Source organism: Nonomuraea cypriaca, from assembly GCF_015645445.1.
Lineage (GTDB): Bacteria > Actinomycetota > Actinomycetes > Streptosporangiales > Streptosporangiaceae > Nonomuraea > Nonomuraea cypriaca.
The window spans coordinates 15368-41410 of record NZ_JADOGI010000087.1 but is presented as its reverse complement, the minus strand read 5'-3'; the positions used below and the strand labels follow the sequence as shown (position 1 = coordinate 41410).

General features: G+C 70.5%; 32 protein-coding genes and 1 pseudogene. 15 read left to right on the top strand and 18 right to left on the bottom strand.

Annotation, left to right across the window (positions count from 1 at the left end; genetic code table 11):
• Both ITP53_RS26920 and ITP53_RS26915 read left to right on the top strand, forming a co-directional pair.
• Positions 1 to 588 (top strand): NAD(P)/FAD-dependent oxidoreductase (locus ITP53_RS26920; RefSeq protein ID WP_195898238.1); only part of this gene is annotated, 588 nt, incomplete at its 5' end.
• Between the two features lie 144 nt (positions 589 to 732).
• Positions 733 to 1209 (top strand): hypothetical protein, encoded by a 477-nt coding sequence (locus ITP53_RS26915; RefSeq protein ID WP_195898237.1) that lies wholly within the window; start codon positions 733 to 735, stop codon positions 1207 to 1209.
• 156 nt (positions 1210 to 1365) lie between these two features.
• Here ITP53_RS26915 and ITP53_RS26910 read toward each other — a convergent pair whose 3' ends face one another.
• Positions 1366 to 2613: an MFS transporter gene (locus tag ITP53_RS26910; RefSeq protein WP_328815852.1), complete on the bottom strand. Its 1248-nt coding sequence runs from the start codon at positions 2611 to 2613 to the stop codon at positions 1366 to 1368.
• Positions 2614 to 2892: 279 nt separating this feature from the next.
• On the opposite strand from ITP53_RS26910, the gene ITP53_RS26905 reads away from it, so the two are divergent.
• Both ITP53_RS26905 and ITP53_RS26900 read left to right on the top strand, forming a co-directional pair.
• Complete coding sequence (locus tag ITP53_RS26905; RefSeq protein ID WP_195898235.1) at positions 2893 to 4179, top strand: hypothetical protein; 1287 nt, start codon at positions 2893 to 2895, stop codon at positions 4177 to 4179.
• A 195-nt stretch (positions 4180 to 4374) separates the two neighbouring features.
• Positions 4375 to 4707, top strand: coding sequence for a hypothetical protein (locus ITP53_RS26900; protein WP_195898234.1), 333 nt, complete (start codon positions 4375 to 4377; stop codon positions 4705 to 4707).
• 110 nt (positions 4708 to 4817) lie between these two features.
• Here ITP53_RS26900 and ITP53_RS26895 read toward each other — a convergent pair whose 3' ends face one another.
• Both ITP53_RS26895 and ITP53_RS26890 read right to left on the bottom strand, forming a co-directional pair.
• Positions 4818 to 5018 (bottom strand): EF-hand domain-containing protein, encoded by a 201-nt coding sequence (locus tag ITP53_RS26895; RefSeq protein WP_195898233.1) that lies wholly within the window; start codon positions 5016 to 5018, stop codon positions 4818 to 4820.
• Positions 5019 to 5051: 33 nt separating this feature from the next.
• Positions 5052 to 5393 carry a LysR substrate-binding domain-containing protein gene (locus ITP53_RS26890; protein ID WP_195898232.1) on the bottom strand — a complete coding sequence of 114 codons (342 nt, stop codon included), beginning with the start codon at positions 5391 to 5393 and terminating at the stop codon, positions 5052 to 5054.
• 237 nt (positions 5394 to 5630) lie between these two features.
• Between ITP53_RS26890 and ITP53_RS26885 the strand changes: the two are divergent.
• Positions 5631 to 6005 (top strand): annotated as a pseudogene (locus ITP53_RS26885) (aldo/keto reductase); the annotation flags it as partial.
• A gap of 1 nt (position 6006) precedes the next feature.
• Here ITP53_RS26885 and ITP53_RS26880 read toward each other — a convergent pair.
• On the bottom strand, positions 6007 to 6420 hold the full coding sequence (locus tag ITP53_RS26880; RefSeq protein WP_195898231.1) for a PPOX class F420-dependent oxidoreductase: 414 nt from the start codon (positions 6418 to 6420) through the stop codon (positions 6007 to 6009).
• A gap of 166 nt (positions 6421 to 6586) precedes the next feature.
• Between ITP53_RS26880 and ITP53_RS26875 the strand changes: the two genes are divergently transcribed.
• Complete coding sequence (locus ITP53_RS26875; RefSeq protein ID WP_195898230.1) at positions 6587 to 8248, top strand: alpha-amylase family protein; 1662 nt, start codon at positions 6587 to 6589, stop codon at positions 8246 to 8248.
• Here ITP53_RS26875 and ITP53_RS26870 read toward each other — a convergent pair.
• Positions 8245 to 8925: a TetR/AcrR family transcriptional regulator gene (locus ITP53_RS26870; RefSeq protein ID WP_195898229.1), complete on the bottom strand. Its 681-nt coding sequence runs from the start codon at positions 8923 to 8925 to the stop codon at positions 8245 to 8247. The two genes, ITP53_RS26875 and ITP53_RS26870, sit on opposite strands and share 4 nt — an antisense overlap.
• An 86-nt stretch (positions 8926 to 9011) precedes the next feature.
• Between ITP53_RS26870 and ITP53_RS26865 the strand changes: the two genes are divergently transcribed.
• Genes ITP53_RS26865 through ITP53_RS26855 form a run of 3 tightly spaced genes read left to right on the top strand, consistent with a single transcriptional unit; the run spans position 9012 to position 12282 of the window.
• Positions 9012 to 9731 (top strand): SDR family NAD(P)-dependent oxidoreductase, encoded by a 720-nt coding sequence (locus tag ITP53_RS26865; protein WP_328815847.1) that lies wholly within the window; start codon positions 9012 to 9014, stop codon positions 9729 to 9731.
• 12 nt (positions 9732 to 9743) lie between these two features.
• On the top strand, positions 9744 to 10508 hold the full coding sequence (locus ITP53_RS26860; RefSeq protein ID WP_195898227.1) for an alpha/beta fold hydrolase: 765 nt from the start codon (positions 9744 to 9746) through the stop codon (positions 10506 to 10508).
• 25 nt (positions 10509 to 10533) lie between these two features.
• Complete coding sequence (locus ITP53_RS26855) at positions 10534 to 12282, top strand: bifunctional metallophosphatase/5'-nucleotidase (protein ID WP_195898226.1); 1749 nt, start codon at positions 10534 to 10536, stop codon at positions 12280 to 12282.
• 1 nt (position 12283) lies between these two features.
• On the opposite strand, the gene ITP53_RS26850 is transcribed toward ITP53_RS26855, so the two are convergent.
• From ITP53_RS26850 to ITP53_RS26835, 4 genes are all read right to left on the bottom strand, one after another.
• Complete coding sequence (locus tag ITP53_RS26850) at positions 12284 to 13024, bottom strand: cytochrome d ubiquinol oxidase subunit II (protein ID WP_195898225.1); 741 nt, start codon at positions 13022 to 13024, stop codon at positions 12284 to 12286.
• Between the two features lie 9 nt (positions 13025 to 13033).
• Positions 13034 to 14284, bottom strand: a complete 1251-nt coding sequence (locus ITP53_RS26845; RefSeq protein WP_195898224.1) for a cytochrome ubiquinol oxidase subunit I — start codon at positions 14282 to 14284, stop codon at positions 13034 to 13036.
• Positions 14285 to 14381: 97 nt separating this feature from the next.
• Positions 14382 to 15050, bottom strand: coding sequence for a response regulator (locus ITP53_RS26840; protein ID WP_195898223.1), 669 nt, complete (start codon positions 15048 to 15050; stop codon positions 14382 to 14384).
• Positions 15047 to 16180: a sensor histidine kinase gene (locus tag ITP53_RS26835; protein ID WP_236051211.1), complete on the bottom strand. Its 1134-nt coding sequence runs from the start codon at positions 16178 to 16180 to the stop codon at positions 15047 to 15049. The genes ITP53_RS26840 and ITP53_RS26835 overlap by 4 nt, the downstream gene beginning before the upstream one ends.
• A gap of 68 nt (positions 16181 to 16248) precedes the next feature.
• On the opposite strand from ITP53_RS26835, the gene ITP53_RS26830 reads away from it, so the two are divergent.
• Positions 16249 to 16464 carry a hypothetical protein gene (locus ITP53_RS26830; protein ID WP_195898221.1) on the top strand — a complete coding sequence of 72 codons (216 nt, stop codon included), beginning with the start codon at positions 16249 to 16251 and terminating at the stop codon, positions 16462 to 16464.
• Between the two features lie 39 nt (positions 16465 to 16503).
• On the opposite strand, the gene ITP53_RS26825 is transcribed toward ITP53_RS26830, so the two are convergent.
• Positions 16504 to 17517: a fatty acid desaturase family protein gene (locus tag ITP53_RS26825; protein ID WP_195898220.1), complete on the bottom strand. Its 1014-nt coding sequence runs from the start codon at positions 17515 to 17517 to the stop codon at positions 16504 to 16506.
• A gap of 221 nt (positions 17518 to 17738) precedes the next feature.
• On the opposite strand from ITP53_RS26825, the gene ITP53_RS26820 reads away from it, so the two are divergent.
• The 5 genes from ITP53_RS26820 to ITP53_RS26800 all read left to right on the top strand — a co-directional run bounded on the left by ITP53_RS26820 (position 17739) and on the right by ITP53_RS26800 (position 20685).
• Positions 17739 to 18737, top strand: a complete 999-nt coding sequence (locus tag ITP53_RS26820) for an NAD-dependent epimerase/dehydratase family protein (RefSeq protein ID WP_195898219.1) — start codon at positions 17739 to 17741, stop codon at positions 18735 to 18737.
• 36 nt (positions 18738 to 18773) lie between these two features.
• Positions 18774 to 19445 carry a glycosyltransferase family 2 protein gene (locus tag ITP53_RS26815; RefSeq protein ID WP_328815842.1) on the top strand — a complete coding sequence of 224 codons (672 nt, stop codon included), beginning with the start codon at positions 18774 to 18776 and terminating at the stop codon, positions 19443 to 19445.
• A gap of 180 nt (positions 19446 to 19625) precedes the next feature.
• Entirely contained in the window at positions 19626 to 19952 is a 327-nt protein-coding gene (locus ITP53_RS26810; protein ID WP_207756460.1) for a hypothetical protein, read from the top strand.
• Positions 19953 to 20031: 79 nt separating this feature from the next.
• The gene (locus ITP53_RS26805) at positions 20032 to 20256 is read left to right on the top strand and encodes a hypothetical protein (protein WP_195898217.1); all 225 of its coding nucleotides are present in this window, start codon (positions 20032 to 20034) and stop codon (positions 20254 to 20256) included.
• Positions 20257 to 20343: 87 nt separating this feature from the next.
• The gene (locus ITP53_RS26800) at positions 20344 to 20685 is read left to right on the top strand and encodes a TraR/DksA family transcriptional regulator (RefSeq protein ID WP_195898216.1); all 342 of its coding nucleotides are present in this window, start codon (positions 20344 to 20346) and stop codon (positions 20683 to 20685) included.
• Between the two features lie 213 nt (positions 20686 to 20898).
• On the opposite strand, the gene ITP53_RS26795 is transcribed toward ITP53_RS26800, so the two are convergent.
• The 8 genes from ITP53_RS26795 to ITP53_RS26755 form a co-directional block, all read right to left on the bottom strand.
• Positions 20899 to 21111, bottom strand: a complete 213-nt coding sequence (locus tag ITP53_RS26795; protein ID WP_195898215.1) for a hypothetical protein — start codon at positions 21109 to 21111, stop codon at positions 20899 to 20901.
• A 37-nt stretch (positions 21112 to 21148) separates the two neighbouring features.
• Positions 21149 to 21499 carry a nuclear transport factor 2 family protein gene (locus ITP53_RS26790; RefSeq protein WP_195898214.1) on the bottom strand — a complete coding sequence of 117 codons (351 nt, stop codon included), beginning with the start codon at positions 21497 to 21499 and terminating at the stop codon, positions 21149 to 21151.
• Between the two features lie 4 nt (positions 21500 to 21503).
• On the bottom strand, positions 21504 to 21821 hold the full coding sequence (locus tag ITP53_RS26785) for a DUF3140 domain-containing protein (protein ID WP_195898213.1): 318 nt from the start codon (positions 21819 to 21821) through the stop codon (positions 21504 to 21506).
• 63 nt (positions 21822 to 21884) lie between these two features.
• Entirely contained in the window at positions 21885 to 22334 is a 450-nt protein-coding gene (locus ITP53_RS26780) for a YdeI/OmpD-associated family protein (protein WP_195898212.1), read from the bottom strand.
• Positions 22331 to 23125 (bottom strand): alpha/beta fold hydrolase, encoded by a 795-nt coding sequence (locus ITP53_RS26775; protein ID WP_195898211.1) that lies wholly within the window; start codon positions 23123 to 23125, stop codon positions 22331 to 22333. Before ITP53_RS26775 ends, ITP53_RS26780 begins: the two co-directional genes overlap by 4 nt.
• Positions 23126 to 23501: 376 nt before the next feature.
• Positions 23502 to 24512 carry a LacI family DNA-binding transcriptional regulator gene (locus tag ITP53_RS26765; protein ID WP_195898210.1) on the bottom strand — a complete coding sequence of 337 codons (1011 nt, stop codon included), beginning with the start codon at positions 24510 to 24512 and terminating at the stop codon, positions 23502 to 23504.
• Positions 24513 to 24681: 169 nt separating this feature from the next.
• Entirely contained in the window at positions 24682 to 24951 is a 270-nt protein-coding gene (locus ITP53_RS26760) for a sulfurtransferase TusA family protein (RefSeq protein ID WP_195898209.1), read from the bottom strand.
• A gap of 43 nt (positions 24952 to 24994) precedes the next feature.
• Positions 24995 to 26008, bottom strand: coding sequence for a LacI family DNA-binding transcriptional regulator (locus tag ITP53_RS26755; protein ID WP_195898208.1), 1014 nt, complete (start codon positions 26006 to 26008; stop codon positions 24995 to 24997).
• Between the last annotated feature and the right edge of the window lie 35 nt (positions 26009 to 26043).

Sequence of the window (26043 nt, the reverse complement as noted above, 5' to 3'; positions counted from 1 at the left end):
GGGGTCGAGATCGACGGCGAGGTACGGCACGCCGACCGGGTGGTGTGGGCGTGCGGCGCGTGGCTGCCCGCGTTGTTCGACGTCGCGCAGATCACCGTGACCAAGCAGGACACGCTGCACTTCGCGGTGCCACCCGAGTGGTCGGTGCCGGAGACGCCCGCCTGGGTGGATCACGGGGGCTCCGCCTACGGGCACGGCGACGTGGACGGGGTGGGGATGAAGGCCACCTCGGACGCGGAGGGACGACCGTACGAGCCGGAGCACGGCGAGCGCGTCGTGGACCCGGGCAGCGTCGAGCAGGCGCGGGCCTACCTGCGGCGCAGGTTCCCGTCGCTGGCGGACGCGCCGGTGCTGTTCAGCCAGGTGTGCCAGTACGCGCTCACGCCCGACGCGGAGTGGGTCATCGCCGAGACGTCGCCGGGCGTGTGGCTGCTGGGCGGGGACTCCGGGCACGGGTTCAAGCACGCGCCCGCGCTGGCCGCGTACGTGGCGGGGGTGCTCGACGGTGACCACGAGCCGGAGCCCCGCTTCGGCCTGCACCCGCGCACCCCCTCGCGTGGGCTGAGGACCAGCGGACACGTCGGCTGAGGACCAGCGGACACGTGGGCTGAGGACCAGCGGACACGTCGGGTAGGGCGCGCCTCACCCGAACTCGGGGGACGGCGGGCATGCTCTGGGCGGTGCCCGCGGCGGACACTTCAGGTGCGATCCCCGAACCCATGGAGGCCCGTCGTGATCACTGAGACCGGTACCGCCGCCCGCCCGCGCGACGACGGGCCGCCACCCGTGGTGCACAGCGCCGTCATGCTCTGGTTGTCGGCGGTCGCGTTCGGCGCGTTCGAGGCCGTCCTGATGATCGGGCGCGAGCTGTCGGCGGACGCCGCCGCGCTCGCGGGCCTGCTGCCCGGGGCCGGGTTCCGGCTGGCGGTGTTCGCAGGGGCGGTGTTCCTGGCGCTGCGGATGAGGCGCGGTGCCAACTGGGCGCGCCTGACCCTCGCCGCCGGCCTGGGCGTGTTCGGCACGCTCTCGCTCGTGATCGAACCCGTGCGGTGGCTGCTGGACGGTGGCTCGATCGGCGCGGCCGTCGCCGGGGCGCAGGCGCTGGACTGGGTGTTCGCGTCGAGCCGCATCCTGCACCTGGCGGCGGTGCTGGGAGCGGTGACCCTGATGTTCCAGCCCCGCGCCAACACGTGGTTCCGCTCCGCGTGAGGCCGCCGCTCCCTCGGCCCGCGCGTGGTCGCGGCGGGGCCGCCGCTCCAGCCCTCGGCCCGCGCGTGGTCGCGGCGGGGCCGCCGCTCCAGCCCTCGGCCGGCGCGTGGTCGCGGCGGAGGCCGCTGTCCGGAGCCGGCCGCCGCGTGATTCCGGTCAGTGTGAGGTGGCGGGGGTGAGTTCGGGGGCGCGCAGGTTTCTGACGCCGGGGGACAGCAGCGTGGCCAGGGTGCACAGCACGACGATGACGGCGCAGCCGAGCAGCGCTCCCTGCGTTCCGAACAGGGCCGCCGCCGGCCCCGCCAGCATCAGCCCGATCGGCCCGAACATCAACGACCCGAGCATGTCGTACGAGCTGACCCGCGACAACGACTCGGCCGGGACCTCGCGCTGCATGGTCGTCTGCCAGAGGACGCCGAAGACGTCCATGGACACACCGAGCACGAACGCCCCCGCCACGATCCCCCAGAGCGGCGCGTCGAGCCCGAGCAGCACGTACGGCAGTGCGATCGGCAGGCACAGCAGCACCGCCACCAGGATCGGCCGTCTGGGCCGCACCCTGATGGAGACCAGCACCCCGGCGATCGTCCCGACGGCCTCGCCGGCCAGGAACGCCGACCAGGCCGCGGGCCCGCCCAGCGTCTCCTTCGCCAGCAGCGGCCCGAGCACCCCGTGACCGGCCTGGACGGCCATGACCAGCAGGGAGAACTGCGCGACCACCACCCAGAGCCACTGCCGAGAGCTGAACTCCCGCCAGCCGTCACGCAGGTCCTTCAGCACCGAGTGCCGCTCGCCCGGTGGCCGCTCGCCCGCCTCCATCCGCAGCAGGGCGATCAGCACCCCGGCGACCGCGAACATCGCGCCGCTCACCGCCAGCGCCCAGCCCCCGCCGAAGAGCACCACCGTGCCGCCGCCCAGCACCGCGCCGGCCACGCGCGAGGCGTTCGCGCCCAGGCCGAGCAGCGCGTTGCCGGTCTGCAGCCGGTCGAGCGGCACGACCTCGGGGATGATCCCGGTCAGCGCGGGGAACGTGATCGCGGTGGCGATCCCGCTCACCGCCGCCGCCGTGACCAGCGCGGGCATCGGCGTCCAGCCGGTGAGCAGCATGACCGCCAGCGCGAAGAACCCCGCCGCCATGAGGAACTCGCCGGCCATCATCACCCGATGCCGGGGCAGCCGGTCCGCGATCACGCCGCCGGCCAGCATGAACACGATCATGGGCAGGGCCTCGGCGGTGAGCACGACGGACAGGGTGGTGGCGGTCGCCCCTGGCAGGCCGAGGATGCCGAAGGCGAGCGCCACGGGGGCGAACGCGCTGCCCAGGACCGAGATCGTCCTGGCGGACAGCAGGAGTGTGAAGCGGCGGTCCCGGAGCAGACCGAGATCCCCTGTAAAACCGTGCACCGTCGCGTCCCCCCTGCGAAAACGGCAAAAGCCCACCCATTCTGCCGGTTCCATCAGCCCTTGTCGCGCCAATATCCCGCCACTCCCGCCACGCCTAACCCCTGTGGTGCTATGAGCTTGCTCATCGCACCACAGGGCGGCGAGCGCAGCTCGCCGCAAAGACAAAAGCCTCTTCCAAGCAGTTGATGGGGGCCCGCGGGGATCCCCCCGCGTTGAATGTTGTTGATCGTCCGGATATTGTGCGATATGCCATTGATCACCCCCTGGAAATAAGGTGCCATGCGACTGCGGCAGCTCTTCGTCATCGGACTGGCCCTCTCAATCCTCGGCGTCGGCGCCCCAGCGTGGTCGCAGGACGACCCCCGTAGCTGTAACGACCTGATGGCCGCGGACACGCCCGCGTACGTGGTCTGCACCTGGATGGCCACCCCCGAGGAGGCCGCGGACATCGCGCGGTTCTGGCTGGAGAACGACGGCCAGAACATGATCGACGCCGGCCCGATGGACCCCATCACCATCGACTGCAACGAGCCAGGCACCGAGTGCCCGACCGGCCCCGATGGCCCCGAGGGCGACGGCGAGATGCACGACGTGGGCGACCCGGACGTCGAGGGCGCCGAGGACGGCGGCACGCCCGAGTGCCAGAACGGCGAGGAGTGCTACGTCGACGGCACCGGGCTCAGCGCCGCCGACAAGGCCGCGGCCGAGGAGACGCCGGCCGGGCAGGCCGTCCAGGCCGTCGCCCAGACCGGCATGCGGATCTGGATCGACACCGAACTCGCCGACGACTACAAGGCGGGCAGGCTCGCCGAGGCCGCCAAGAAGGTCGCCGCACTGGCCGCCGCGCAGCCCGGAGTCGTCGGCATCAGGTTCACCTCGCAGCTGGGCTTCAACCAGACGTTCGCCACGGCGGACGAGCTGGACACGTTCGTCACCGAGGCCACGACCGCGCTGCGCACGCTGGTACCGGGCGTGAAGCTGGCCGCGCACACGCTGGTGCCGGTGTTCGGCTGCGGCTCTGACGAGACCTGCCAGGCCGAGGTGACCAAGAAGTACCCGCTGCTCGACCCCGACCGCATCGGCGCCTGGCTCGCCAAGGGCCAGATCGACCAGCTCGCCCTCGACAGCGGCCACCTGGCCACCGAGTACGCCACCTGGAAGATCGACGCCGCCACCGCCCAGCGCAACCAGTGGATCCAGGTCCGGGCCCGCGCCTGGGACGCGTACGCGCAGATCGCCGCCGAGGACGCCTCCTTCACCGCCGCCCAGCTCACCGAGGAGCAGGCCGCCAAGGCCATCACCGACCGCGTGGCCGCCCCGCTCCAGGACGACGCCGCCGAGACGGTCACGCTGTGGACCCGCTGGCAGAACGACCAGGGCCAGGTCAACCGGGTGTTCGGTGAGAAGTGGGCCGCCAACACCACCTGGGAGCAGCTCAAGAAGCTCGGCTCGATCCGTCCCCGCCTGGCCACGGTCTACGACCCGGCCAACCCCGAGGTGGACGTGACCACGGACATGAAGAACCTCTCCGAGGTCTTCGGCCAGGTCTACCTGCACGCCGCCTGATCCCGCCGCCGGGCATCGCCTCACGGGCGGTGCCCGCCCTGGGTGGCCTTCCCGTTAGGGTCCTGTCCGTGGCGTTGCCTGCCTCGCGGGCGCGTGAGAAGTTCGAAGCCACGGGACAGGTCACCGGTTTGTGACGAAGGCGTCACGGACGGTTACACTCGGGGGAGTGCCCACGTCAAGGGAGGGGGCTCCACCATGGTGGAAAACTTCGCCGAACTGCCCACGTCTCAGTCCGTAAGGCTGATCGACTTCGAAGAGGCGCGGGTCGTGCCGGGCATCGTGCCCGGCACCTTCATCCTGATCGTGAGCGGCACCAAGCCCTACCTCAACATGAAGGTCGAGCTGTCGCCACTGGTCTACATCAAGCGCCCCGAATACTGGGGGATCGAGGTCATCGGCTCGATGTCCGGCATGGGGCTGCCGGCCCTCGCCCCCTACACGGAGTCGCTGCCGCTCGACGGCATCCTCGGCACCAAGGGGATCGAGGTCATCGGGGCGACCAACCGCAAGACGTTCGACGTTCCCTGATCGAGGGGCCCTGATCGAGGGGGGACCCCACGCATGACGCGGGCCAGGAGCGCGGTGGAACGCGCCCTGGCCCGCGAGGCCGTCCGCACCAAGCCGCCAGCCGCCCAGGCTCACCTCTGGATGAACGCGCCGAACTCCTCCACGTCGATCAGGCCGTCGCCGTCCTTGTCCAGCCGCCGCACCCCGTCCTGCGCGGCCTCCAGCGTCACCGGCTGCCCGAGCACCTCCATCAGCCGTACGAGCTCCACGGCGGAGATACGGCCGTCGTTGTCGGCGTCGACCAGCTCGAAGGTCATCGTGTAGTCGCTCATGGGGTCGCCCTTCCGCGAGGATCAGATGTCGCGTCAGACCTTAGTGGCGACTTGTCGTAGCGCGTCGATGAATGCGATGACTTGTGGGCTGATATCCCCTTCGCGCCACGCGATGGCCAGCTCGCCCGGCGGCAGCCCGATCACCGGCCGGTAGACCATGCCCGGTCTGTTGTAGAGCGTGGCGTTCTCCTCGGCCACCAGCACCGCGCCGAGCCCGCCTGTCACGGCCTCGAACACCTCCTCCGGCGTGTTGGCGGTGACCCCGACGACCGGCTCGTCGTCCCGCGCGTCGAGTCCAAGCCAGAAGTCCCGCAGCGGCCCGGCCGAGGTGGGCAGCGCGATGAACGGCTCCGCGCGCAGCTCCTCGAACGGCATCTCGGGACACCCCGGCCAGTCGGTGATCGTCCGGCATGGCCACACCCCTGCCCTCGGTCGCCAGCACGTACGTGTTCAGCCCCGGCGGCACCGGCAGCCAGACGAACGCCACGTCGGAGCTGCCGTCGCTCAGCCCGCCGCTGGGATCGTCCCAGCCGACCAGCCGCAACGACACCTACCACCCCGGCATCGCGGCACGGAAGCGCCGCAACGCCTCCTGCTGCAGCCCCCGCCGCGCGGGAGCTGGGCGTGGGGATCGTGGCGTGGAGCCCGCTCGGCAACGGGTTCCTCACCGGCACGGTGAGCGCGCTGGGCGAGGGGGACTTCCGGCACAACGCCCCGCGCTTCTCGGCCGGCAACCTGGCGAGCGACAACGACCGCTACGCCCCCATCCGGGCGCTGGCCGCGCAGCTCGGCATCAGCCCGGCCCAGCTCGCCCTGGCCTGGCTGCTGCACCAGGACGAGCACGTGGTGGCCATCCCAGGCAGCCGCACGCCGGCGCACATCGAGGAGAACCTGGCCTCGGCCGGCCTCACCCTCCACCAGGACACGCTGGCCAGGATCGACGAGGCCCTGGCCAGGTTCGAGGTCACCGGCGGGACCCTGCTCTGAGTCACGTGTGGACGGCGCGGCGTGCCTCGTACCACTCGTCGCCGACGGGCTCGCCGGCCATGTTCCAGCTCCAGGAGACGGTGGGGGTGACGCGGGTGTAGACGCCGGGGCCGACCAGGCCGACACGTTCGACCGGCTCCTCTGCGCGGCCGTAGACGCGCACGCCACGCGCGACGAACGGATCGAACGACACCATGTCATCGATGACCAGGGCCACCTTGACGTTTCCCGCTCCCACGTTGCGGAACTTGCGGGTGCGCAGAACGCTCTGGCCCGCTCCGCCGATCCAGAAGTGCGTGCCGTCGAACTCGAACGCCACCGGCACCACGTCCGGCTGCCCGTCGCCGGACAGGGTCGCGAGCCGCGCGAGCGGCTGCGAGCGCAGGTACGCGATCTCTTCGTCGGTGAACGACATAGTCTCCTCCAGGTCATTACGGCTTCTCCTGCCTACACGAACGCTACGACCCCGGATCGACACGTCGACCGGCATACGTGATCTCGCGGTCCGCGTCGGCCGAGGTCACCGGGGCATGGCCGGACCGGCGTGCCTGAGCGCCGTGCTCGCGGGTAGCGGTCGGCGCATGCGACTGACCTACACCTCCGACGTGTGGTGGAAGAACGCCGTCGTCTACTGCCTCGACGTGGAGACGTTCAAGGACGGGAACGACGACGGCGTGGGCGATTTCCGCGGCCTGACACAGGAGATCGACTATCTCGCGGGGCTTGGGGTGACCTGCCTCTGGCTCATGCCGTTCTTCCCCACCCCGAACCGGGACGACGGGTACGACATCACCGACTTCTACAGCGTCGACCCGCGGCTGGGCACGCTGGGGGACTTCGTGGAGTTCATTCGCACGGCCCACGACAGGGGCCTGCGGGTGATCGCCGACCTGGTCGTCAACCACACCTCCGACCGGCATCCCTGGTTCGCGCGGGCGCGATCGAGCCGGGACTCTCCCCTGCGCGACTGGTACGTCTGGTCCGACACCCCCGAGCCCGACAACAAGGAGCAGATCGTCTTCCCCGACAAGGAGTCCAGCGTCTGGGAGTACGACGACGCCTCCGGCCAGTACTACCTGCACAGCTTCTACCGGCACCAGCCCGATCTGAACGTCGGCAACCCCGAGGTCAAGGACGAGATCGCGCGCATCCTGGGCTTCTGGATGGAGCTGGGCCTGTCGGGGTTCAGGGTGGACGCCGTGCCGTTCCTCATCGAGAACGTCAATCCGAAGCCGGCGAACCCGCACGAGTTCCTGGCGGACCTGCGGGCGTTCATGACCAGGCGCAAGGGCGGGTCGATCCTGCTCGGCGAGGTGAACGTGCCGTACCAGGATTTAGTTGAATATTTCGGTGATGGGCTGGGTGACCAGATCACCATGTGCTTCGACTTCATCGGCATGCAGCGTGCCTGGCTCTCCATGGCGCGCAGCGACGCCCGGCCCCTCGCCTCCGCCCTTCGTGAGCGCCCCCGGCCACCCAAGGACTGCCAGTGGGCCGTGTTCCTGCGCAACCACGACGAGCTGACCCTCGACAAGCTCACCGAGGACGAGCAGCAGGAGGTCTTCCGCGCGTTCGGCCCGTGCGGGGACATGCAGATCTACGGCCGTGGCCTGCGCCGCCGCCTGCCCACCATGCTCGGCGGCGACCTGCGGCGCATCAAGATGGCCTACAGCCTGCTGTTCTCGCTCCCGGGCACGCCGGTGATCTTCTACGGCGAGGAGATCGGCCTGGGCGAGAACCTCGGCGAGGAAGGCCGCATGGCGGTACGCGTGCCGATGCAGTGGTCGCGGGACGGCGGCTTCAGCCGGGCCGAGCCGGTACGCGAGATCCCCGACGGCTCCTTCGCCCCCGACCGGGTGAACGTCGCCGACCAGAAGCGGGACACGGACTCGCTGCTGCGCTGGTTCCAGTTACTGATCGAGCGGTACCGGGAGTGCCCCGAGCTGGCGTGGGGCGACTGCACGGTGCTGGAGACCGGTGACCACGCGGCCTTCGCCCACCGCTGCGACGCCGACGGCGCCACCGTCGTGGTGGTGCACAACCTGTGCGACACGGTGCGGGACGTGGAGCTGACGCTGACCGGCCTGGAGCACTGCATGCTCACGGACCTCCTGGTGGACGGCACCCTCGAGGTGGCCGACCACGGCGTGGTACGGGTGCTGCTCGACCCGCACGGCTGCCGCTGGTTCCGCTCCTCCCCGGCGGAGATCCCACCCGAGGACGCCTCGGTCAAGTCCCGCTAGCCCGCGCCTCCGCCCGGCGCCTCCGCAGCCCGCGCGGTCGGTGCCTCTGTCGCTCGGGCGGCCGGCGCCTCCGCCGCCCGCGTGGCGGGTGGCGGCGCGGGCCACGCGGACATGGCGTGGGTGGCGACCCGGAGCAGGTCGGCGTGGGTGGCGCCGTCGCGGGACTGCGTGGACATGCCCTGGATCACCGCGGCGTAGAACGTCGCCAGCCCCGCCGTGTCCGTGTCCGGAGGCAGCCGCCCCGCCGCCACGTCGTCGTCGATACGCCGCCTGAGCGCAGCCTTGGCCTTCTCCCTGAATCCGCGCAGCAGCTCCTCGACCTCGGCCGACTCGGGGCCGCAGTTGACGGCCGCGGTGATGATGAGGCAGCCGGTCGGGTGTCGCCGGCTGGCGTACTCCGCGGCCGCCTCCCGCAGGACCCGTTCGACGGCCGCCCGGCCCGTGGGCTCCTCCGCCAGCGCGCGGGTGGTGAAGGCGCCGTAGGTCTCCTGGTAGCGGCGTACCGCCTCCTCGAACAGCCGCCGCTTGTCCCCGAAGGCCGCGTACAGGCTCGGTGGCCTGATCCCCATCGCGGTCGTGAGCTCGGCGATCGACGTGGCCTCGTAGCCGTGCCGCCAGAACGCCAGCAAGGCGAGCTCCAGCGCCGCGTCCCTGTCGAATGCCCGTTGTCTGGCCATGCGCACATTCTATAGCGATCGCTATGTTATGTTCCTTTCTGTATCGATCGCTAAAGAAAGGGCACGACCTGATGAGGACCGCTCTTGTGACGGGAGCCAGTAGGGGGATCGGCCGCGCCATCGCGCTGCGCCTGGCAGGAGACGGGCTGCGGGTCGGCATCGTGTACGCCAGGGACGAGGACGCGGCCGAGGAGGTCGCCGGCCTGATCGGGCGGGCGGGCGGCGGCGCGTTCACCGTCCAGGCCGACCTGGGCGTGCGGGAGGACGTACGGCGGCTCGCCGAACGGGTCAGGAAAGAGACGGCCGTGCTCGACGTGCTCGTCAACAACGCCGGCATCGGCATGTCCAAGCCCCTGACGCAGGAGACCGAGGAGGGGTACGACCGGGTCTTCGCCGTCAACGTCAAGGGACTGTTCTTCCTCACCAGGGAGCTGCTGCCGCTGATCCCCGAGGGCGGGCGCATCGTCAACATCACCTCGGGCGTGGCCCGCATCGCCTTCCCCGAGGGCATCGCGTACGCCATGACGAAGGGGGCGGTGCAGGTCTTCACCCTGGCCCTGGCCAAGGAGCTGGGCCCGCGCGGCATCACGGTCAACAACGTCGCGCCCGGCATCATCGACACCGACGTCAACGCGGCCTGGCTGCGTGGTGACCCGGAGGCGCGGGCGTACGCGGAGAGCAGACACGCGCTCAACCGGCTCGGCGAGGTGGACGAGATCGCCGCCGCGGTGTCCTTCACCGCCTCACGGGACGCCTCCTTCATCACCGGCACCACCATCGACGCCACCGGCGGCGGCAACCTCTAGGAGCGCGACATCATGCCCACGGTCACCCACAACTCGGGCACCGTCCACTACCGCCGGGCCGGCCACGGTCCCGGCCTGGTCATGGTGCACGGCACCGGCGGCGACGCCGTCAGCAACTACGCCCACCTCGTGCCCGGCCTCACCGACCTGCGCACCGTCATCACCCCCGACTACGCGGGCAGCGGCCAGACCGCGGACCCGGGCGGCGACCTCACCCTCGACCTGCTCGCCGGCCAGGTCGCGGCCACCTTCGAGGGCCCGTCCGACCTCGTCGGCTTCTCCCTGGGCGCCGTCGTGGCCGCGGCGGTCGCCGCCGAGCGCCCTGAGCTGGTCAGGCGGCTGGTCCTGATCGCCGGCTGGACCCACGTCGAGGACTCCCGGCTGGAGCTGGGCCTGCGAACGTGGGCCAGGCTGGCCGCCACCGACCCGGCGAGCTTCGCCGCGTACGGGCCGCTGATGGGGTTCAGCCCGGGGTTCGTGAGCGAGGCCGGCGCGGAGGCGCTGATGGCGGGCGAGCCGCCGCACGGCACCCTCCGCCAGATCGAGCTGGACCTCCGCGTCGACATCAGGGAACTGCTGCCCAAGATCGCCGCGCCCACGCTGGTCATCGGCAACACCCAGGACCACCTGATCCCTGTCCGGCACGCCCGCGCGTTGCACGCCGCGATCCCCGGCAGCGAGTATGCCGAGCTCGACAGCGGCCACGTGGTGCTGCACGAGCGGCCCGCCGACGTCATCGCGTTGATTCGGGACTTCATCAACGTAACCAATGAGTAATTTGTCCCGATTACTCTCCAGGCTCATGCACACCAAGAAGCTCGCCGTCACCGGGGTCGCCGCACTGTGCGTCCTGGCCCTGATGACGCCCCCCGCGCAAGCCGGCGACAAGTCGGTGACCGTCACGGTCATGGGCACGTCGGACCTCCACAGCAACGTCCTCAACTGGGACTACTACAAGGACGCCGGCTACTCCGACGCACAGGGCAACACCGTCGGCCTGGCCCAGGTGTCCTCGCTGGTCGAGCGGATCAGGGCGGAGCGCGGCGCGGATCACACGCTGCTGTTCGACTCGGGGGACACCATCCAGGGGACCCCGCTGGCGTACTACTACGCCAAGGTCGAGCCGGTCACCGAGACCGGCGAGGTCCACCCGATGGCCAGGGCCATGAACGCCATCGGGTACGACGCCGTGACGCTGGGGAACCACGAGTTCAACTACGGCCTGCCGCTGCTGGCCACCTGGATCAAGCAGATGAAGGCCCCGGTCCTCGGCGCGAACGCGGTCGACGAGAAGACCGGGCAGCCGGCGTACGAGCCGTACGTGATCAAGACGATGAAGGTCAAGGGCGAGAAGCCGATCAAGGTCGGCGTGCTGGGCCTGACCAACCCCGGCGTGACCATCTGGGACAAGGCCAACGTCGAGGGCAGGCTCCGCTTCACCGACCTGGTGGAGTCGGCGAAGAAGTGGGTGCCGGTCATCCGTGCTCAGGGCGCGGACGTGGTCGTGGTGACCGCGCACGCGGGAGACAACGGCATGTCCTCCTACGGCGGCGACCTGCCCGTGGAGAACGCCTCCGCGATGGTGGCCGAGCAGGTGCCCGGCATCGACGCGGTGCTGTTCGGGCACGCGCACAACGACGTTCCGCAGCGGTTCGTGACCAACAAGGTCACCGGGCGGCAGGTGCTGCTGACCGAGCCGGGCAGGTGGGGCCAGCGCCTGTCCACGCTGGACTTCCAGCTCACCAAGCAGCGCGGCAAGTGGGTCGTCACCGGCAAGTCCTCGACCACGCTGAACACGAACACGGTCCAGGAGGACCCCAAGATCGTCGAGCTGCTCAAGCCGCAGCACGACAGCACGGTGGGCTACGTGAACACGGTCGTGGCCAAGTCGGCGCAGGAGCTGTCGGCGGCCGAGTCGCCGTACAAGGACACGCCGATCCTCGACTACATCCAGCACGTGCAGGTGGAGACGATCAAGCAGGCGCTGCCGGACAACGAGCTGCCGGTGTTGTCGATCGCGGCGCCGTTCAGCCGCACCGCCGTCTTCCCCGCCGGGGACATCCGCGTCAGGGACGTGGCCGGCCTGTACGTCTTCGACAACACGCTGATGGCAGTGAAGCTGACCGGGGCGCAGATCAAGGACTACCTGGAGTATTCCGCGAGGTACTTCAACCAGCTCGCCCCCGGCGCCCCGGTGGACCTGTCGAAGCTGACGAACGCCGCCGGCACCCCCGACTACAACTACGACCAGCTGTCCGGGGTCTCGTACGACATCGACGTCGCCAAGCCGGCCGGGCAGCGGATCGCCGGCCTCACCTTCGAGGGCGCGCCGATCCCCGCGGACAAGGAGTTCGTGGTCGCGATCAACAACTACCGCCAGTCGGGCGGCGGCGGGTTCCCCCACGTCACCGGCGCCGAGGTGGTCTACAACGCGCAGGTCGAGATCCGCCAGGCGATGATCGAGTACGCCACCGCCGAGGGCACCATCGACCCGTCGGGCTTCGCCGCCGCCAACTGGAAGCTGACCAGGGACGGCGCGCCGCTCTTCTGAGTCACAGGTACGACGGGCCGCTCACCCGGTGCCGGAACGTCCACCACACCCACGCCTGGGAGGTCACCAGGAGCGGTATCAGCACCAGGATGACCGGCACAAGCAGCGCCCCCGAGGTGCCCGCCGCCAGCGGCAGCCCCAGCCCGGCGAGCAGCCCAACCGCGACGAGGGCCGCGGAGGTCAGCGCGTACGTGCGCGCCTCCCCGGCCCCGCCGGACAACACGGCCGCCCGCTCCCGCAGCGTCCCGCGCAACCGCAACGTCGCGAACGCCAGCCCGTGCGTGCCGAACAACGCGGCCACCACCAGGGCGGGCAGCACCGCGAACGGCCCGCTGAGGCCGAGCAGCACGTGACCGAGCAGCAGCCCCCAGCCGAGCGCCAGCCCCCAGCTCCCGGCCACGATCGTGCCGTCCCAGAACGCCTGCCAGCGCGCGCCGGGCACCCGGCTCCTGCACCACAGCCCCATGTCGCGCACCACCCACGCCAGCAGCAGCGTCACGACCAGGGAGTAGTTGCCGCCCAGCAGCTCGCCCTCCAGCTCGGGGAAGAGCCCGGCGAGCACGCCGCCGGTGGCCACCAGCCACACCTCGTTGCCGAGGAAGAACGGCGCGATCGCGGCGATCACCTCGCGCCGCTCGCCGGCCGAGCGCCCCAGGTACGGCAGTGTCATGCCGACCCCGATGTCCGCGCCGCCCAGCACGAGGTAGCCGAGCGCGAAGAAGGCCAGGATGAAGATCTCCATGACGGCTCCTCAGAAGGTGGGGACGGCGGTGGGGGACTCGACGGGCCGGTCGCCCAGGGCCACGGCGCCCGGCCCGCGACGGGCGGCCTTGGCCAGCAGCCAGTAGTTGATCACGATCAGCGCGGCGAACACCGTCACGAACGCCGTCAACGAGAACGTCATCTGCGCCTCCGTGACCGGGGTCATCGCCTCAGACGTCTTCAGCAGCCCGTACACGGCCCAGGGCTGGCGGCCCATCTCGCGGAAGATCCAGCCGGCGATCATGGCCAAGAACGGGACGGGGATCGTCAGCATCAGCAGCCAGTGCCACAGCCTGAACCCGCGGACGACCGGGCGGAAGAGCATCAGCACGCAGCTGACGCTGACCACGGTCGCCAGCAGCGCGTAGACCGTCAGCATCGTGATGCCGCCGGTCAGCACCCACCCCTCCGGCGGCAGGTAGTCGCCCGGCCCGTGCCTGGCCACCATCTCGGCCTGGACCGCGGCGCGCTCCTGCGGCGAGCCGGCCCAGACCGCGGCCTTGGACGGCTGCATGCCCTCGAACCCGAGCCCGCCGAACGTCGCGGTCAGGAAGGTCGCCGGCAGCGCCACCCCTATCCCGAGCCGCAGCGACTTGCGGAAGAAGTCCTGCTCGGGCGTGCGCTTACGCAGGTGGTACGCGCTCACCCCGGCCATGAAGAGCCCGCCGACGATCATCGCGCCGCTCAGCACGTGCCAGAACGCCACCTGCGCCGCCGGATTGGCCACCATCGCCCCGAAGTCCGTCAGCCGCAGCGTGCCGCCCTCGACGACGTGGCCGACCGGGTTCTGCAGGAAGCCGTTGGCGATCAGGATCCAGAACGCCGACGCGTACGCGGTCAGCGTCACCACCCAGATGAGTGCCAGATGCGCCCACCGGTTGAGCTTGTTCCAGCCGAAGATCCACAGGCCCAGGAACGTGGACTCGACGAAGAACGCCACCAGCGTCTCCATCGCCAGCGCCGAGCCGAAGACGTTGCCCGCGTAGTGCGTCAGCCCGCTCCACGACAGCCCGAGCTGGAACTCCATCACGAGCCCGGTGACGATGCCCATCGCGTAGTTGATGATGTAGAGCTGGCCCCAGAAGCGGGTCATCCCCAGGTGGACGGGATTTTGGCTGAAGGTGGCCCGGGTCTGGATGACGGCCACCAGGGTCGCCAGGCCGAGCGTCAGCGCGACGAAGAGGAAGTGCGCGCCCGCGGTGAGCGCGAACTGCAGCCGGGCGAGCTCCACGGTTTCCATGCTCCGAGAATCCGGGTACGGCTCGGCCCGCCGCGTCGGCCTGTGGCGGGCATCCGGTGTACATCTCCAGTAGCGCCGGGTCCCGCCGGCGTACGACTCAGGGGGTAAGCCATCCGGGGGTGATCATGCCGGCCTCGTACGCGATGACCACGAGCTGGGCTCTGTCGCGGACGGACAGCTTGGTCATGATGCGGCTGACGTGCGTCTTCGCGGTGGCGGGGCTGAGCACGAGCCTGGCCGCGATCTCGTCGTTCGTCAGTCCGCCGGCGACCAGCGCCATGACCTCGCGCTCGCGTTCGGTGAGCGCGTTGAGCTCGGGGCCCGGCTCCGGGCGCTTGACCCGGCCGGCGAACTCGGCGATCAGCCGCCGGGTGATCGAGGGCGCGATCAGCGCGTCGCCCCTGGCCACGACCCTGACCGCGTGGATCAGCTCGGCCGGCTCGGTGTCCTTGACCAGGAAGCCGCCGGCGCCGGCGCGCAGGGCGCCGTACACGTAGTCGTCCAGGTCGAACGTGGTCAGGATGATCACTTTGACGCCGTCGAGCCTGGGGTCGCCGGCGATCTGGCGGGTGGCCTCCAGACCGTCGAGCTCGGGCATGCGGATGTCCATGAGCACGACGTCGGGCCGGTGCTCGCGGGCTCCGGCGACGGCCGCCGCGCCGTTGGCGGCCTCCGCGACGACCTCGATGTCGTCCTCGTCACTGAGGATGGAACGGAAGCCTGCTCGTACGAGGGTCTGGTCGTCGGCGAGGAGGACGCGGATCATTCGGCCCCATTCGTTGGCGGGTTCAGCGGCAGACGGGCGCGGACGCGGAAGCCGCCCTCGGGGCGCGCGGCGGCCTCCAGGGTGCCGCCGAGCGCGGTGGCGCGCTCACGCATGCCCTGCAGGCCGAAGCCGCTGCCACCGTCGTACGTGGCGCCCGGTCCGTCATCCTCCACGCAGATCATGATATTTCCGGATGTGTTGCTGACGGTCAGCGTGGCCTCGGTCGTACCCGAATGGCGGGAGACGTTCGTCAGCGCCTCCCTGATGATGCGCGCGGCGGCCAGGTCCACCTCGGTGGGCACCGCGTCGAGCGGCCCCGACAGCTCGGTACGCACCTCCAGCCCCGACGCGGCGACCAGGTCGGCCACCCGCGCCAGGCTGTCGGGCGGCGCGGTCGGCGCGTCCTCGTCCACCTGGCGCAGCACGCCCAGCGTGGTGCGCAGCTCGCGCAGCGTCTCCTTGCTGGTGTCCTTGATCGTCCGCAGCGCCGCCTCTGCGTCCTCCGGCCGCTTCTTCAGCCCGTGCAACGCGGCCGCCGCCTGCACGTTGATCATGGAGATGTTGTGCCCGAGCACGTCGTGCAGCTCTCTGGCGATGCGCAGCCGCTCCTCGCTCTCGCGCCGCCTGGCCTCCTCCTCCTTGCCGTGCTCGGCGTCGAGGGCGCGCCGCTCGGCCTCCAGCAGGTAGCGCCGGCGGTTGCGGGTGACGCCGCCGAACGCGACGGCCGCCATCACCCATCCGGTGATCATGAAGAACGCGCTGTCGTCCACGTGCCTGACCCCGCCGGTCTCGCCGAGCCCCATGGCCAGCAGCGAGACCGCCCCCGTGACGATGGCCGCGGTCAGGTGGCCCCGGTCGGCGGCGGTGAAGAGGGCCACGAGCGGCAGCACGATGAGCGGCCCGTCCTGCGCCGCCCACGGGTAGTAGACGCCGACGGACGCGGCCACGACGAGCAGCGCCACGACCGGATGCCGGTGCCGCAGCAGCAGCCCGCCGGACGCGAGGAGCGGCAGCACCACGTCCAGGGCGTTCACGGCGCCGCCGCGTAAGGCGTAGGCGACCAGCGTCGCGCCGAGCACCGCGACGATCACCGTGAGCGACACGAGCGTGCTCGTCGACGGCTTCCGCATACCCCTCATTCTGTACGGCTCCCCATATGGCGGGTAATTTGCGCGGCCCATCTGGGTAGAGCCGGTAAATGGGCACAGAGGACGAACTCCGGCGGATCGAGGCCGACCTGGCCCGGTTGCGAGCCGAGAACCAGGACGTACGCGACCAGATCAGGGACATGGGCGCGACCGACCAGGTGGAGATCGCGGCCATACTCAGCCAGGCGGACGAGCAGGTCGAGTTGATCGCCGACCTCGAACGCCGCCGCGACGGTCTGCGGCAGCGGCTGGAGCGAGAAGGATGAGAGGGCGCCCTGGACGGGCGCCCTCCGGCCGGGAGCCGCTCAGCGGAGCGGCGCGCCGACCTCGTGCAGGTGGCCCAACGCCTGTCCGTAGGAGTCGAACAGCCCCGTCTGCAGATAGCTGACGCCGATCTCCGCGCAGTACTGCTGCACGATCGGCTGGGCCTTACGCAGGTTCGGGGCCGGCATGTTGGGGAACAGATGGTGCTCGATCTGGTAGTTGAGCTGGCCGAGCGCCACGTCGGTGAAGACACCGCCTCTGACGTTGCGCGACGTCAGCACCTGCTTGCGCAGGAAGTCCAGCTTGTCCTCCTTGGTCAGCACGGGCATCCCCTTGTGGTTGGGTGCGAACGTGGACCCGAGATAGAGCCCGAACAGCCCCTGGTGCACGACCAGGAACAGCAGCGCCTTGCCGACGGGCAGCACGGTGAAGACGAACCCCAGGTAGAGCGCGGCGTGTGCGACGAGCAGCGTCAACTCCAGGCCGCGGCTCTTGGCCGACGGCTGGAGCAGGGCCTTGAAGCTGGCGATGTGGAGGTGCCAGGCTTCGAGGGTCAGCAGCGGAAAGAACCAGTAAGCCTGATATTTCGCGATAAAACGCGGCAAGCCTCGGCTGTTCTCGGCCTGGCCGGTCGACCAGACGATCACCGCTGGTGAGACGTCGGGGTCGTGGTCCTCATGGTTGGGATTGGCGTGGTGGCGGTTGTGCTTGGTGTTCCACCATCCCCAGCCGAGCCCGATGCACAGATTGCCGAGCACCCGGCCGGCGATGTCGCTCGCCCGCCGCGTCCTGAACACCTGCCGGTGCCCGAGGTCGTGGGAGAAGAACCCGATCTGCGCGAACACCACGGCCAGCACGGCCGCGACGAGCAGCTGCAGCCACGAGTCGCCCACCCAGGCGAACAGCGTCCAGCAGCCGAAGTAGGCGAGGGCGAGGACGGTCAGTCTTGTCGCGTAGTAGACAGGGCGGCGATTGAGTAGACCGGCTTCCGCGATCTTGCTGGCTAGTCGGGCGAAATCGCTGCCCCGAGTCTCGGTCGTGCCAGGACTGGCCACAGGTCTCCTTACGGCTTGTGGTGCAACTTGCCCCAACCCTGACGTATCCACCGCCAAACCGGAAGCACGTGATTTCACCGTAGGCTACCGGCGCGCGGGATGTGCGGACGCCGCCGCCGCGAATGCGGCAGACAGAGGTCTGGCGTCCGCGCAGGACGTCGAGGACGGACGTTCGGGTTCCGTAAGATCGGCGGGCCCGCCGTGCCGGTTGAATCGGCGGTATGCGCGTGTTGCTCACCGGCTCGGCCGGCTTCATCGGCAGCCACATCGTGGAGGCCCTCGACCACGACGTGATCGCCGCCGACCTCCGTACGGGTGTGGACGTCCGTGACGCCGCCGCCCTGGACCGCCTCCTGCCCGGCGTCGACGCCGTGATCCACCAGGCCGCCAAGGTCGGCCTCGGCGTGGACGTGGCCGACCTGCCCGACTACGCCTCGGTCAACGCGTACGGCACCGCGACCCTGCTGGCGGCCATGGCCAGGCACGGCGTCGGCCGGCTGGTGCTGGCGTCGTCCATGGTCGTGTACGGCGAGGGCGCCTACGACTGCCCCGGCCACGGCCGCGTCCGGCCGCGTCCACGCCGGGTGGAGGACCTGGCGCAGGGCCTGTACGACCCGCGCTGCCCGCACTGCGACGGCGTCCTGTCCCCCTCGGTCATCGACGAGGACGCCCCCGCGGACCCGCGCAACGCCTACGCCACCACCAAACTCGCCCAGGAGCATCTGGCCGCGAACTGGGCCCGCGAGACCGCCGGCGCGGTCGTGGCCCTGCGCTACCACAACGTCTACGGGCCCAGGATGCCCAGGGACACGCCGTACGCGGGGGTGGCGTCCATCTTCCTGTCGGCCCTGCTGTCCGGGGTGGCGCCCAAGGTCTTCGAGGACGGGGGGCAGCGACGTGACTTCGTCCATGTACGTGACGTGGCGCGGGCCAACGTTCTCGCGCTGGGGGCGGGGACGGCCGGGGAGCTGGTGGCGTACAACGTCGCCAGCGGCACCCCGCACACGGTCGGCGACCTCGCCACGGCCCTGGCGGCGCAGACCGGCGGGCCCGAGCCGGTGACGACGGGCGACTACCGCCTGGGGGACGTCCGACACATCGTCGCCTCCCCGGCCAGGGCGACCAGGGAACTCGGCTTCACCGCCGAGGTCACCTTCGAGGACGGCATCAAGGAGTTCGCCCACCAGCAGACCGAGCGGGTGGGCGTCATCGGTTCGTAAGCGTTGCGGCGGCGCTCGCGATCTAGCGTTGGGGCTGTGATCGATGTCGTGTTGCCCTGTCTCGACGAGGCCGAGGCGCTGCCCTGGGTGCTGACGCGGATGCCGGCCGGTTACCGTCCCATCGTGGTCGACAACGGCTCCACGGACGGCTCCGCCGAGGTGGCCGCCGCCCACGGAGCCCGCGTCGTACGCGAGCCGCGGCCCGGGTTCGGCGCCGCCTGCCATGCCGGCCTGCTGGCCGCCTCCACCGAAATCGTCTGCTTCATGGACGCCGACGCCTCACTCGACCCGCGCGGGCTCCCGCTCGTGGCCGATCCCGTGGCGGCGGGCGAGTCGGACCTGGTGCTCGGGCGGCGCGTGGCCACGACGGCGGGCGCCTGGCCGGTCCACGCGCGTCTCGGGAACGCCGTGCTGGCCCGCCACCTGCGCCGCGCGGCCGGCGTACGGGTGCGGGATCTCGGGCCGATGCGCGCCTGCCGCCGGGCCGCGCTGCTCGACCTGGAACTGGCCGACCGGCGGTTCGGGTATCCGCTGGAGATGGTCCTGCGGGCGGCCGGAGCAGGCTGGCGCGTCACGGAGACGGACGTCGCCTACCTGCCACGGGCCGGCCGCTCCAAGGTCACCGGCACCGTACGCGGCACACTCCGAGCCGTCGCCGACATGCGAGCCGTACTCCGCCAAGCGCAGCAGACCACCATCTCCGCGTAGGACCTCTCCGTCAGGCGCGGCGGGGCTGTGGCGCCGCGAGCGGGGTGCGGCCGGGGCAGGGCCGCGTCCTGCCTCGGCCTGCTCGGAAGGGCTGCTCCACAGGCCGCGGGCGTTTGGGCTATGGTCGCCCCTATGACGGGATCGTGGAGAACACCACGAGGGTCCATCGCGTTTGCCGGCGTGATGGGCCTGGTCCTGCTGTCCATGTTGCTGACCGGCGCCACGGGGAGTGCGAGCGGCGGCCCGGCGTTCCCTCAGGGGTCGTCGTCCGGCCCGACATGGAACCTGGGCGGGTGGGACACCGATCTGTCCAGCCTGCCGTCGCAGGTGGGCGGCGCCCGCGAGCACCACGTGCTGTCGATGTGGCCGCCGCTGCGCGGCGAGCGCCAGGTCGAGCCCGCGCATCTGGCGCTGCTGCCATCGCCGGGCGCTGACGCGGACGCGGTCCGCGATCCCCAGCAACTCGCCCACCGCACCGCGGGATCGCGCAGCCCGCCGCTCCTCTGACCGACGCCTTTGCTTCCCTCAGGGGTTTGCGGCCGCTCGCGCCGCGGATTCTGACGACGCACACCCACGCCCGCGCACAATGACCCATGCCCTGGCTCATGCCTGGGTCCGGGGGTGCACGCCCGGGGCCTGGTGGTCACCGGCGGCAGGCGCTCACCAGGAGCTACTGCTGCGCCGCCTGCGCGCCGCGTTGCGGCTGCCGATCAGTGCGGCGCCGCAGCCGCGGTACGCCACCGTACGCGGGCTGATGCGGCTGTGCCCGCAGCCGGATCTGGCGGCCGGCCTCGCTCCGCACGTCCGCTGACGCGCTCCCGCGCGAAAGATCTCCACGCGGGCCTCCTCCACCGAACGTCCTCCTGACGCGTTACCGTCACAGAAAGGCCTAATGATCATGACTGACAGCCACGAGACCTCACATCTCAGCAGTGTGCAGCTCCAGTCGCTGCGCCAGGACCTGCAGGAGCAACTGGAGCAGCGCAGGGGACACCTGCTCGGCCTGCGGGCGCAGGAGCAGGACAGCAGCGGCGCCGACGGCACTTGGCAGGAGTTGCTCGTCTCGATCAGCGCCGCCGAGCGCGCGATCGGCGAGTTGTCCCAGGCCTTCGACAGGCTGGCGGCCGGCACGTACGGCCGCTGCGTCCACTGCGAGTCGGCCATCCCCTTCGAACGACTCAAGGTCCGGCCGCTCGCGCGCACCTGCATCGACTGCCAGCGGCGGCACGAGGCCGCCTGACACCGCGAGGGGGGCCGGGGCGCCTCGCCCCCCTCCGGGAACCGGAGCTGATCATGATCACATTGGACCGCCTGGTGAACGTGCTCGGCGGGTACGGCTTGCGGCTGCTGGCTGAACAGATCACCACCGGCAAGCAGCCCGCTGCCCTTGCCGACTTCGACCCCCTCCGCTGAGGCAGCGATTCCAGGGCTGATCTCCGCCGTAGGGAGCCGGTCAGTCGGCGGAGAGGCGCTCGAACAGCTCTACAGCCGCCTTGCGTACGTCTTCCGGAGAGAGCCCGTCAAGCGTTCGCCTGGCTTGGTCGATGTCACGCGTGGTCGCCAGCGTGATGGCCACGGACGACGCCGCCGCGCGGTCGATCGATCCCGTCGGGGCGGCGTCGGCCAGCTGCTGGGCGCTCGCGGCGAGGTCGAGGTTGTCTCTCAACGGATCTCCTCGGGTGAAGACGGCTCGGCTCATTGCATCACTTTGCGTCGTGTCGCATCCACCATTCGGTGAATTCCCGGCATCGCCCATCGGGTACGAACCGGATCACCCAAAGGTTGCTATACGTTTTGTCAGCATATGTCGTAACTCCCTGGACGACGCTCACCTCGTCCGCCACGCACACCGGATGCCACTCGAACGTGGCCTCACCAGGCTTGTCCTGCCGCCCCAGCCACCTGGCGACGATCTCCTCGCGCCCGTGCCACGGGGCGCTGTACGGCTCGGTGTAGTAGACGGCGTCCTCCGTGAACAGGGCGGAGATGTCGTCGGGATCGTTGGAGTTCCAGGCGCGTACGTAACCCTCGATCCAGGGCTGCGGCTCGACCATGTCCTCATCCCCTCAGCGGGTCGTGACCCACGGACATCAGCTCACGCCGCGACTCGTCGTCCGTCTTGTCGCCGATGGTCTCCACGAGCTCCACGACCTGCCGCATCACCTCGAGGTCGGTCTTGGTCAGGTCGCGCCTGCGCTTGCTCAGCACGTGCAGGACGCCCCGCCCCAACTCGTCGATGCCCATGTCGGGATCGGCGGGGAAGCTGTCCTCGTCGGAGGCGTCGGCGAGGAGGTACGCGCGCAGCTCCTCGGAGTTCATGTTGACGGTGCGGTGGAACTCTTCCCAGAGCATGTCGGTCTCAAAACCCTCGGTCATAACGCTCGACTACCCGCCAACCCTCGCGTTACGCCCCATAAACGGTCAGCTCACATAGAAGGATCAGGCCACGCCGTCGGCCAGCTTGGCGATCGTGTCCGCGACGCGCCGCCGCCGGGTCTCCGGCTTCTTCGCGCCTTCGACCTGCAGGATCAACCGCAGCTTACGCGAGTACGGCAGGCTCTCGAAGAACTCCTTGGCCTCCGGGGCGCGTTCCAGCGCCTCGGCCAGATCGGCGGGCACCTCGGCCTTCCGCGGCGCGGTGTCCAGTTCGAGCTCCACCTTCACCTCGTCCCCCGCCGCCACCCCGGCCGCCTGCCGGTTCTCGGCGCTCAGCGGCAGCATGAACCGCCCGCCCATGGTCGCCACAGTGCTGCGATAGACGTGGGAGCCGATCGTGACGGTCACGGCGGGCCGCCTGCCGCTGCCGAACGCGTCCACGACCTCAGCCGGGACCTCGAACCCCGTGGCGGTCTTGCCGCGCAGCTCGACCGTGGTGCGAAATCTCGTCATGAGAAGAACTCCTTCAGCACCGGAGCCAGCGCCTCCGGCTTGACGATGTGGCTCTGGCCGTCGAGCGTACGGTGCCCGGCGTCGGGCAGCACGCCGGCCAGCGCCCTGGTGGCGTTGCGGATCCACGCCGGGCTCTTGCCGCCGTCCATGACCAGCGCGGGCGCCTTCACCCCGGCCCAGCTCCCGTCCGGATAGGGCTTGCCACGCTCGTACGGTGCCACGAACGCCACGTCGTACGGCAGTGTGTGCGCCGTGGCCTTGAGCTTGGACCAGGCCGGCATGAACCGCATCATCGCCACCACGAAACCGGGCAGCCCGACCCCCGTGCCCATGAAGTAGCGCACGGCCTCGGCGCGCCGGTCGGCGGCCACCAACTCGTCCATGCGCCGTACGTAGTCGGCGGGGATGGCCGGGCGAGTGTCGTCCACGATGAACGGCGGCTCGTACAGCGCCAGCTTCTCGATCGCCTGCCCGCTCTCCGCGGCGGCCAGCGCGACGGCGGCGCCGGACGACGTGCCGTAGACGCACGCGGAACCGCCCGCCTCCTCGATCAGCGCCGCCAGGTCCTCGATCTCCCGCTCCGGCGCGAACGGCGCGGTGTCGCCGCTCTCGCCCCGGCCGCGCCGGTCGTAGGTGTAGACCGTGAAGCGGTCGGCGAGCGCCGTGGCGAGGCCGGCGTTGATGCTCTGCGCCCGGTGGCTGAGCGCGCCGTCCACGAGGATGACCGCCGGGCCCTGACCCGCGCGGGTGTAGGCGATGCGAGTGCCGTCACCGGACGTGACCTGGTTCATGGTGTTCTCCGTTTCTCGGGTGACCTCAGAGTAGAGCCCGACAAAAAAATTTGTCAAGGCTCGGCCTGGTGGATGATTGACCGCGTGTGTCGCATGACGGGAGTTGGTCTGCTTCCTGGCCTCGGACGCGGCGGCCTTCGTGACGGGCGCGGACTGGGCGGTCGACGGCGGCCTCGGCGCCCGGTTCGCCTGAACTCGATGAGCTTGGGACGTATTCAGACCGTCCCCTCCGCGCTCTTACATGGTGGAGGCGTCCTGCCGTGGGGTGCTGTGGGCGGCTCCAGCGGATGTGCCGCGAAGGAGGGGACGGCACGTGCCACGGGTCGGGAACACGCGGTCTGCCAACCGCCCCGCCCCGGGGCACGTGCTGGAGTGGTCAGGAGTGGGCTGGGCCGGTGCTGCCGCGTGGGGTCAGGGCCGCTGCCTGGTCCTCGTAGGGTGGCACGCTGTCGCCGGCGATCAGCGCGAGCAGCCGCTGGGCGGCGTGCGCGCCGTAGGCCGGGATGTCGCGGGTGAGCGCCGTCAGCGGCGGGCGTACGACCTGGGCCAGCGGCGAGTCGTCCCAGGCCACGATCGACAGGTCGCGGGGCACCTCCACGCCCATCTCCTGCGCCACGGACAACCCTGCCACGGCCGTGATGTCGTTGTCGTAGACGATCGCCGTGGGCCGGTCGGGCGAGCTGAGCAGCCGCCTGGTGGCCCTGGCGCCCTCCTCGCCGGTGTAGTCGGTGTGCACCGTGACGTGCTCGGCCACACCCTGGCACGCGTCGGCGAACGCCTGGTCGCGCACCGCCGTGTGGACGAGCTCCGGCAGACCGGCCACCCGCGCGACGCGGCGGTGCCCGAGCGCGACGAGGTAGTCGACGGTCTCGCGGACGGCCTGGCCGTCGTCGGACCAGATGGCCGACAGTGAGCCGGACTCGGAGGGATGGCCGATGACGACGACGGGCATGCCGAGCCGCTCCAGCTCCGCGACCCGGGCGTCCGAATAGTGCAGGTCGACCAGGAACACGCCATCGATGCGGCTCTCGCCCCACCAGTGCCGGTAGACCTCACTCTCCTGCTGGTGGCCGGCGACCACCTGGAGCAGCAGCGCGTACGAACGGTCGGCGAGCACCCCCTCGATGCCGCTGATCAGCTCCATGAAGAACGGCTCGACGCCGAGGATGCGGGCGGGACGGGAGAGCGCGAGACCGACGCAGTTGGCCCGTGCGCCGTTGAGCGCCCGTGCCGCGCTGTTGGGACGCCAGCCGATCTCGTCGGCGATGGCGATGATCCTGGCCCGCGTCGCCGCCGACACCCCGGGCTGCCCGTTGAGCGCGTAAGAAACCGCTACTTTAGACACACCGGCCCGGCTGGCGATATCGGCGATGGTGGGTCGCTTCACGAGCTCCCTCACGGACAGGTATGTGTGGGACATCCCCTGTGGTGCGATGAGCTTGCTCATCGCACCACAGGGCGGCGAGCGCCAGCTCGCCGCAAAGACAAAAGCCTCTTCCAAGCAGTTGATGGGGGTTCGCGGGGGCCTGCCCCCGCGGGGTAAGTGTATTAACCGTTTAAGCCATGTGCCAAGGCTTTCCGGGCTCTGTGTCCTTGGCGGTGTTTGTCACGCGCAACGCGTATGTGGGGCGCTCGGCTCCCGGCACCGGGCCCAGGTAGGTGTGGCCGGTCAGGTGGCACCAGGCGGGGAGGTCGACCGGGGCGGCGGGGTCGGTGGCGATCAGGTGGATCACGGCGCCGGGGCCGGCCGCGTGTACGTGCGCGCGCAGTTCGATGAGCAACTGGACGCACAGCTTGTCGCCGCCGTCCACGACCAGATCAGGCATACGTATAGGAAATCACCCTTTGAGACCGGTATGTGCCAGCCGGTCAGGAGACGCCGGGTGGGGAGGTGGAGTCCCTGATCACCAGCTGGCATGGCATCTTGTGCACCCCCGGCGTGGCCTTGCCGTCGATGGCCGCGAACAGGTGCTGCGCCGCCGTCCTGCCGAGCAGTTCGAGGTTCATGTCCACGGTGGTCAGCGCCGGCCGGGCCTCGGTGGACAGCACCTCCCAGTTGTCGTAGCCCACCACCGCGATGTCGTCGGGCACCCGCCGCCCACGCTCGCGCGCGGCCTCCACGAACCCGGCCGCGATCTGGTCGTTGCCGCAGAACACCGCGTCGATCTCCGGCTCGGCCGTCAGCAGCATCTCCGCCGCGTGCCGCCCCCACCGCTGGGACCACACCCCCGGCAGCGTCCGGCCCGCCTGCGCGAGCCCCGCCTCGGCCAGCGCCAGGCGGACCCCCTCCTCGCGGTCTCGTGAGGCCTTGTAGTGCATCGGTCCCGTGACGTGCGCGATCCTGCGGCGGCCCAGGGTCAGCAGGTGGTTGACGGCCATGGTGGCCGCCGCCACGTCGTCCGGCACGAAGGACACGTCGGCCGGGTCGTCGGAGGGGCCGTAGGCGTACACGACCGGGATGGGGAGGTCCTTGCTCACCGAGGGGCGCGGGTCGGTGCTCTCGCCCACCACGATCAGGCCGTCCACCCGCCGCGACAGCAGCGCCCGCAGGTGGTGCTGCTCCCTGATCGCGTCGCCGCGCGCGTCGCACAGCAGCACGGCCATCTCGCCGGCGCCGAACGCGTCCTCCGCGCCGAGCAGCACGGGGATGCCGAACCTGCCGACGCTGTCGGACGTCAGCAGGCCCACCGTGCGCGTCTGGCCCGACAGCAGCCCCCTGGCCAGGGCGTTCGGCTGGAAGGAGAGCTCCGCCGCGGCGGCGAGCACGCGTTCGCGCGTCGCGGCCCGCACGTCCTGGCGCCCGTTCAGCGCCTTGGACGCTGTGGCGATCGATACCCCCGCCAGCGAGGCCACATCGTTGATGGTCGCCCGCTTACCCGCCATTCTCGAAACCCTTTTCGGTCGCTGTGAACTGCAGA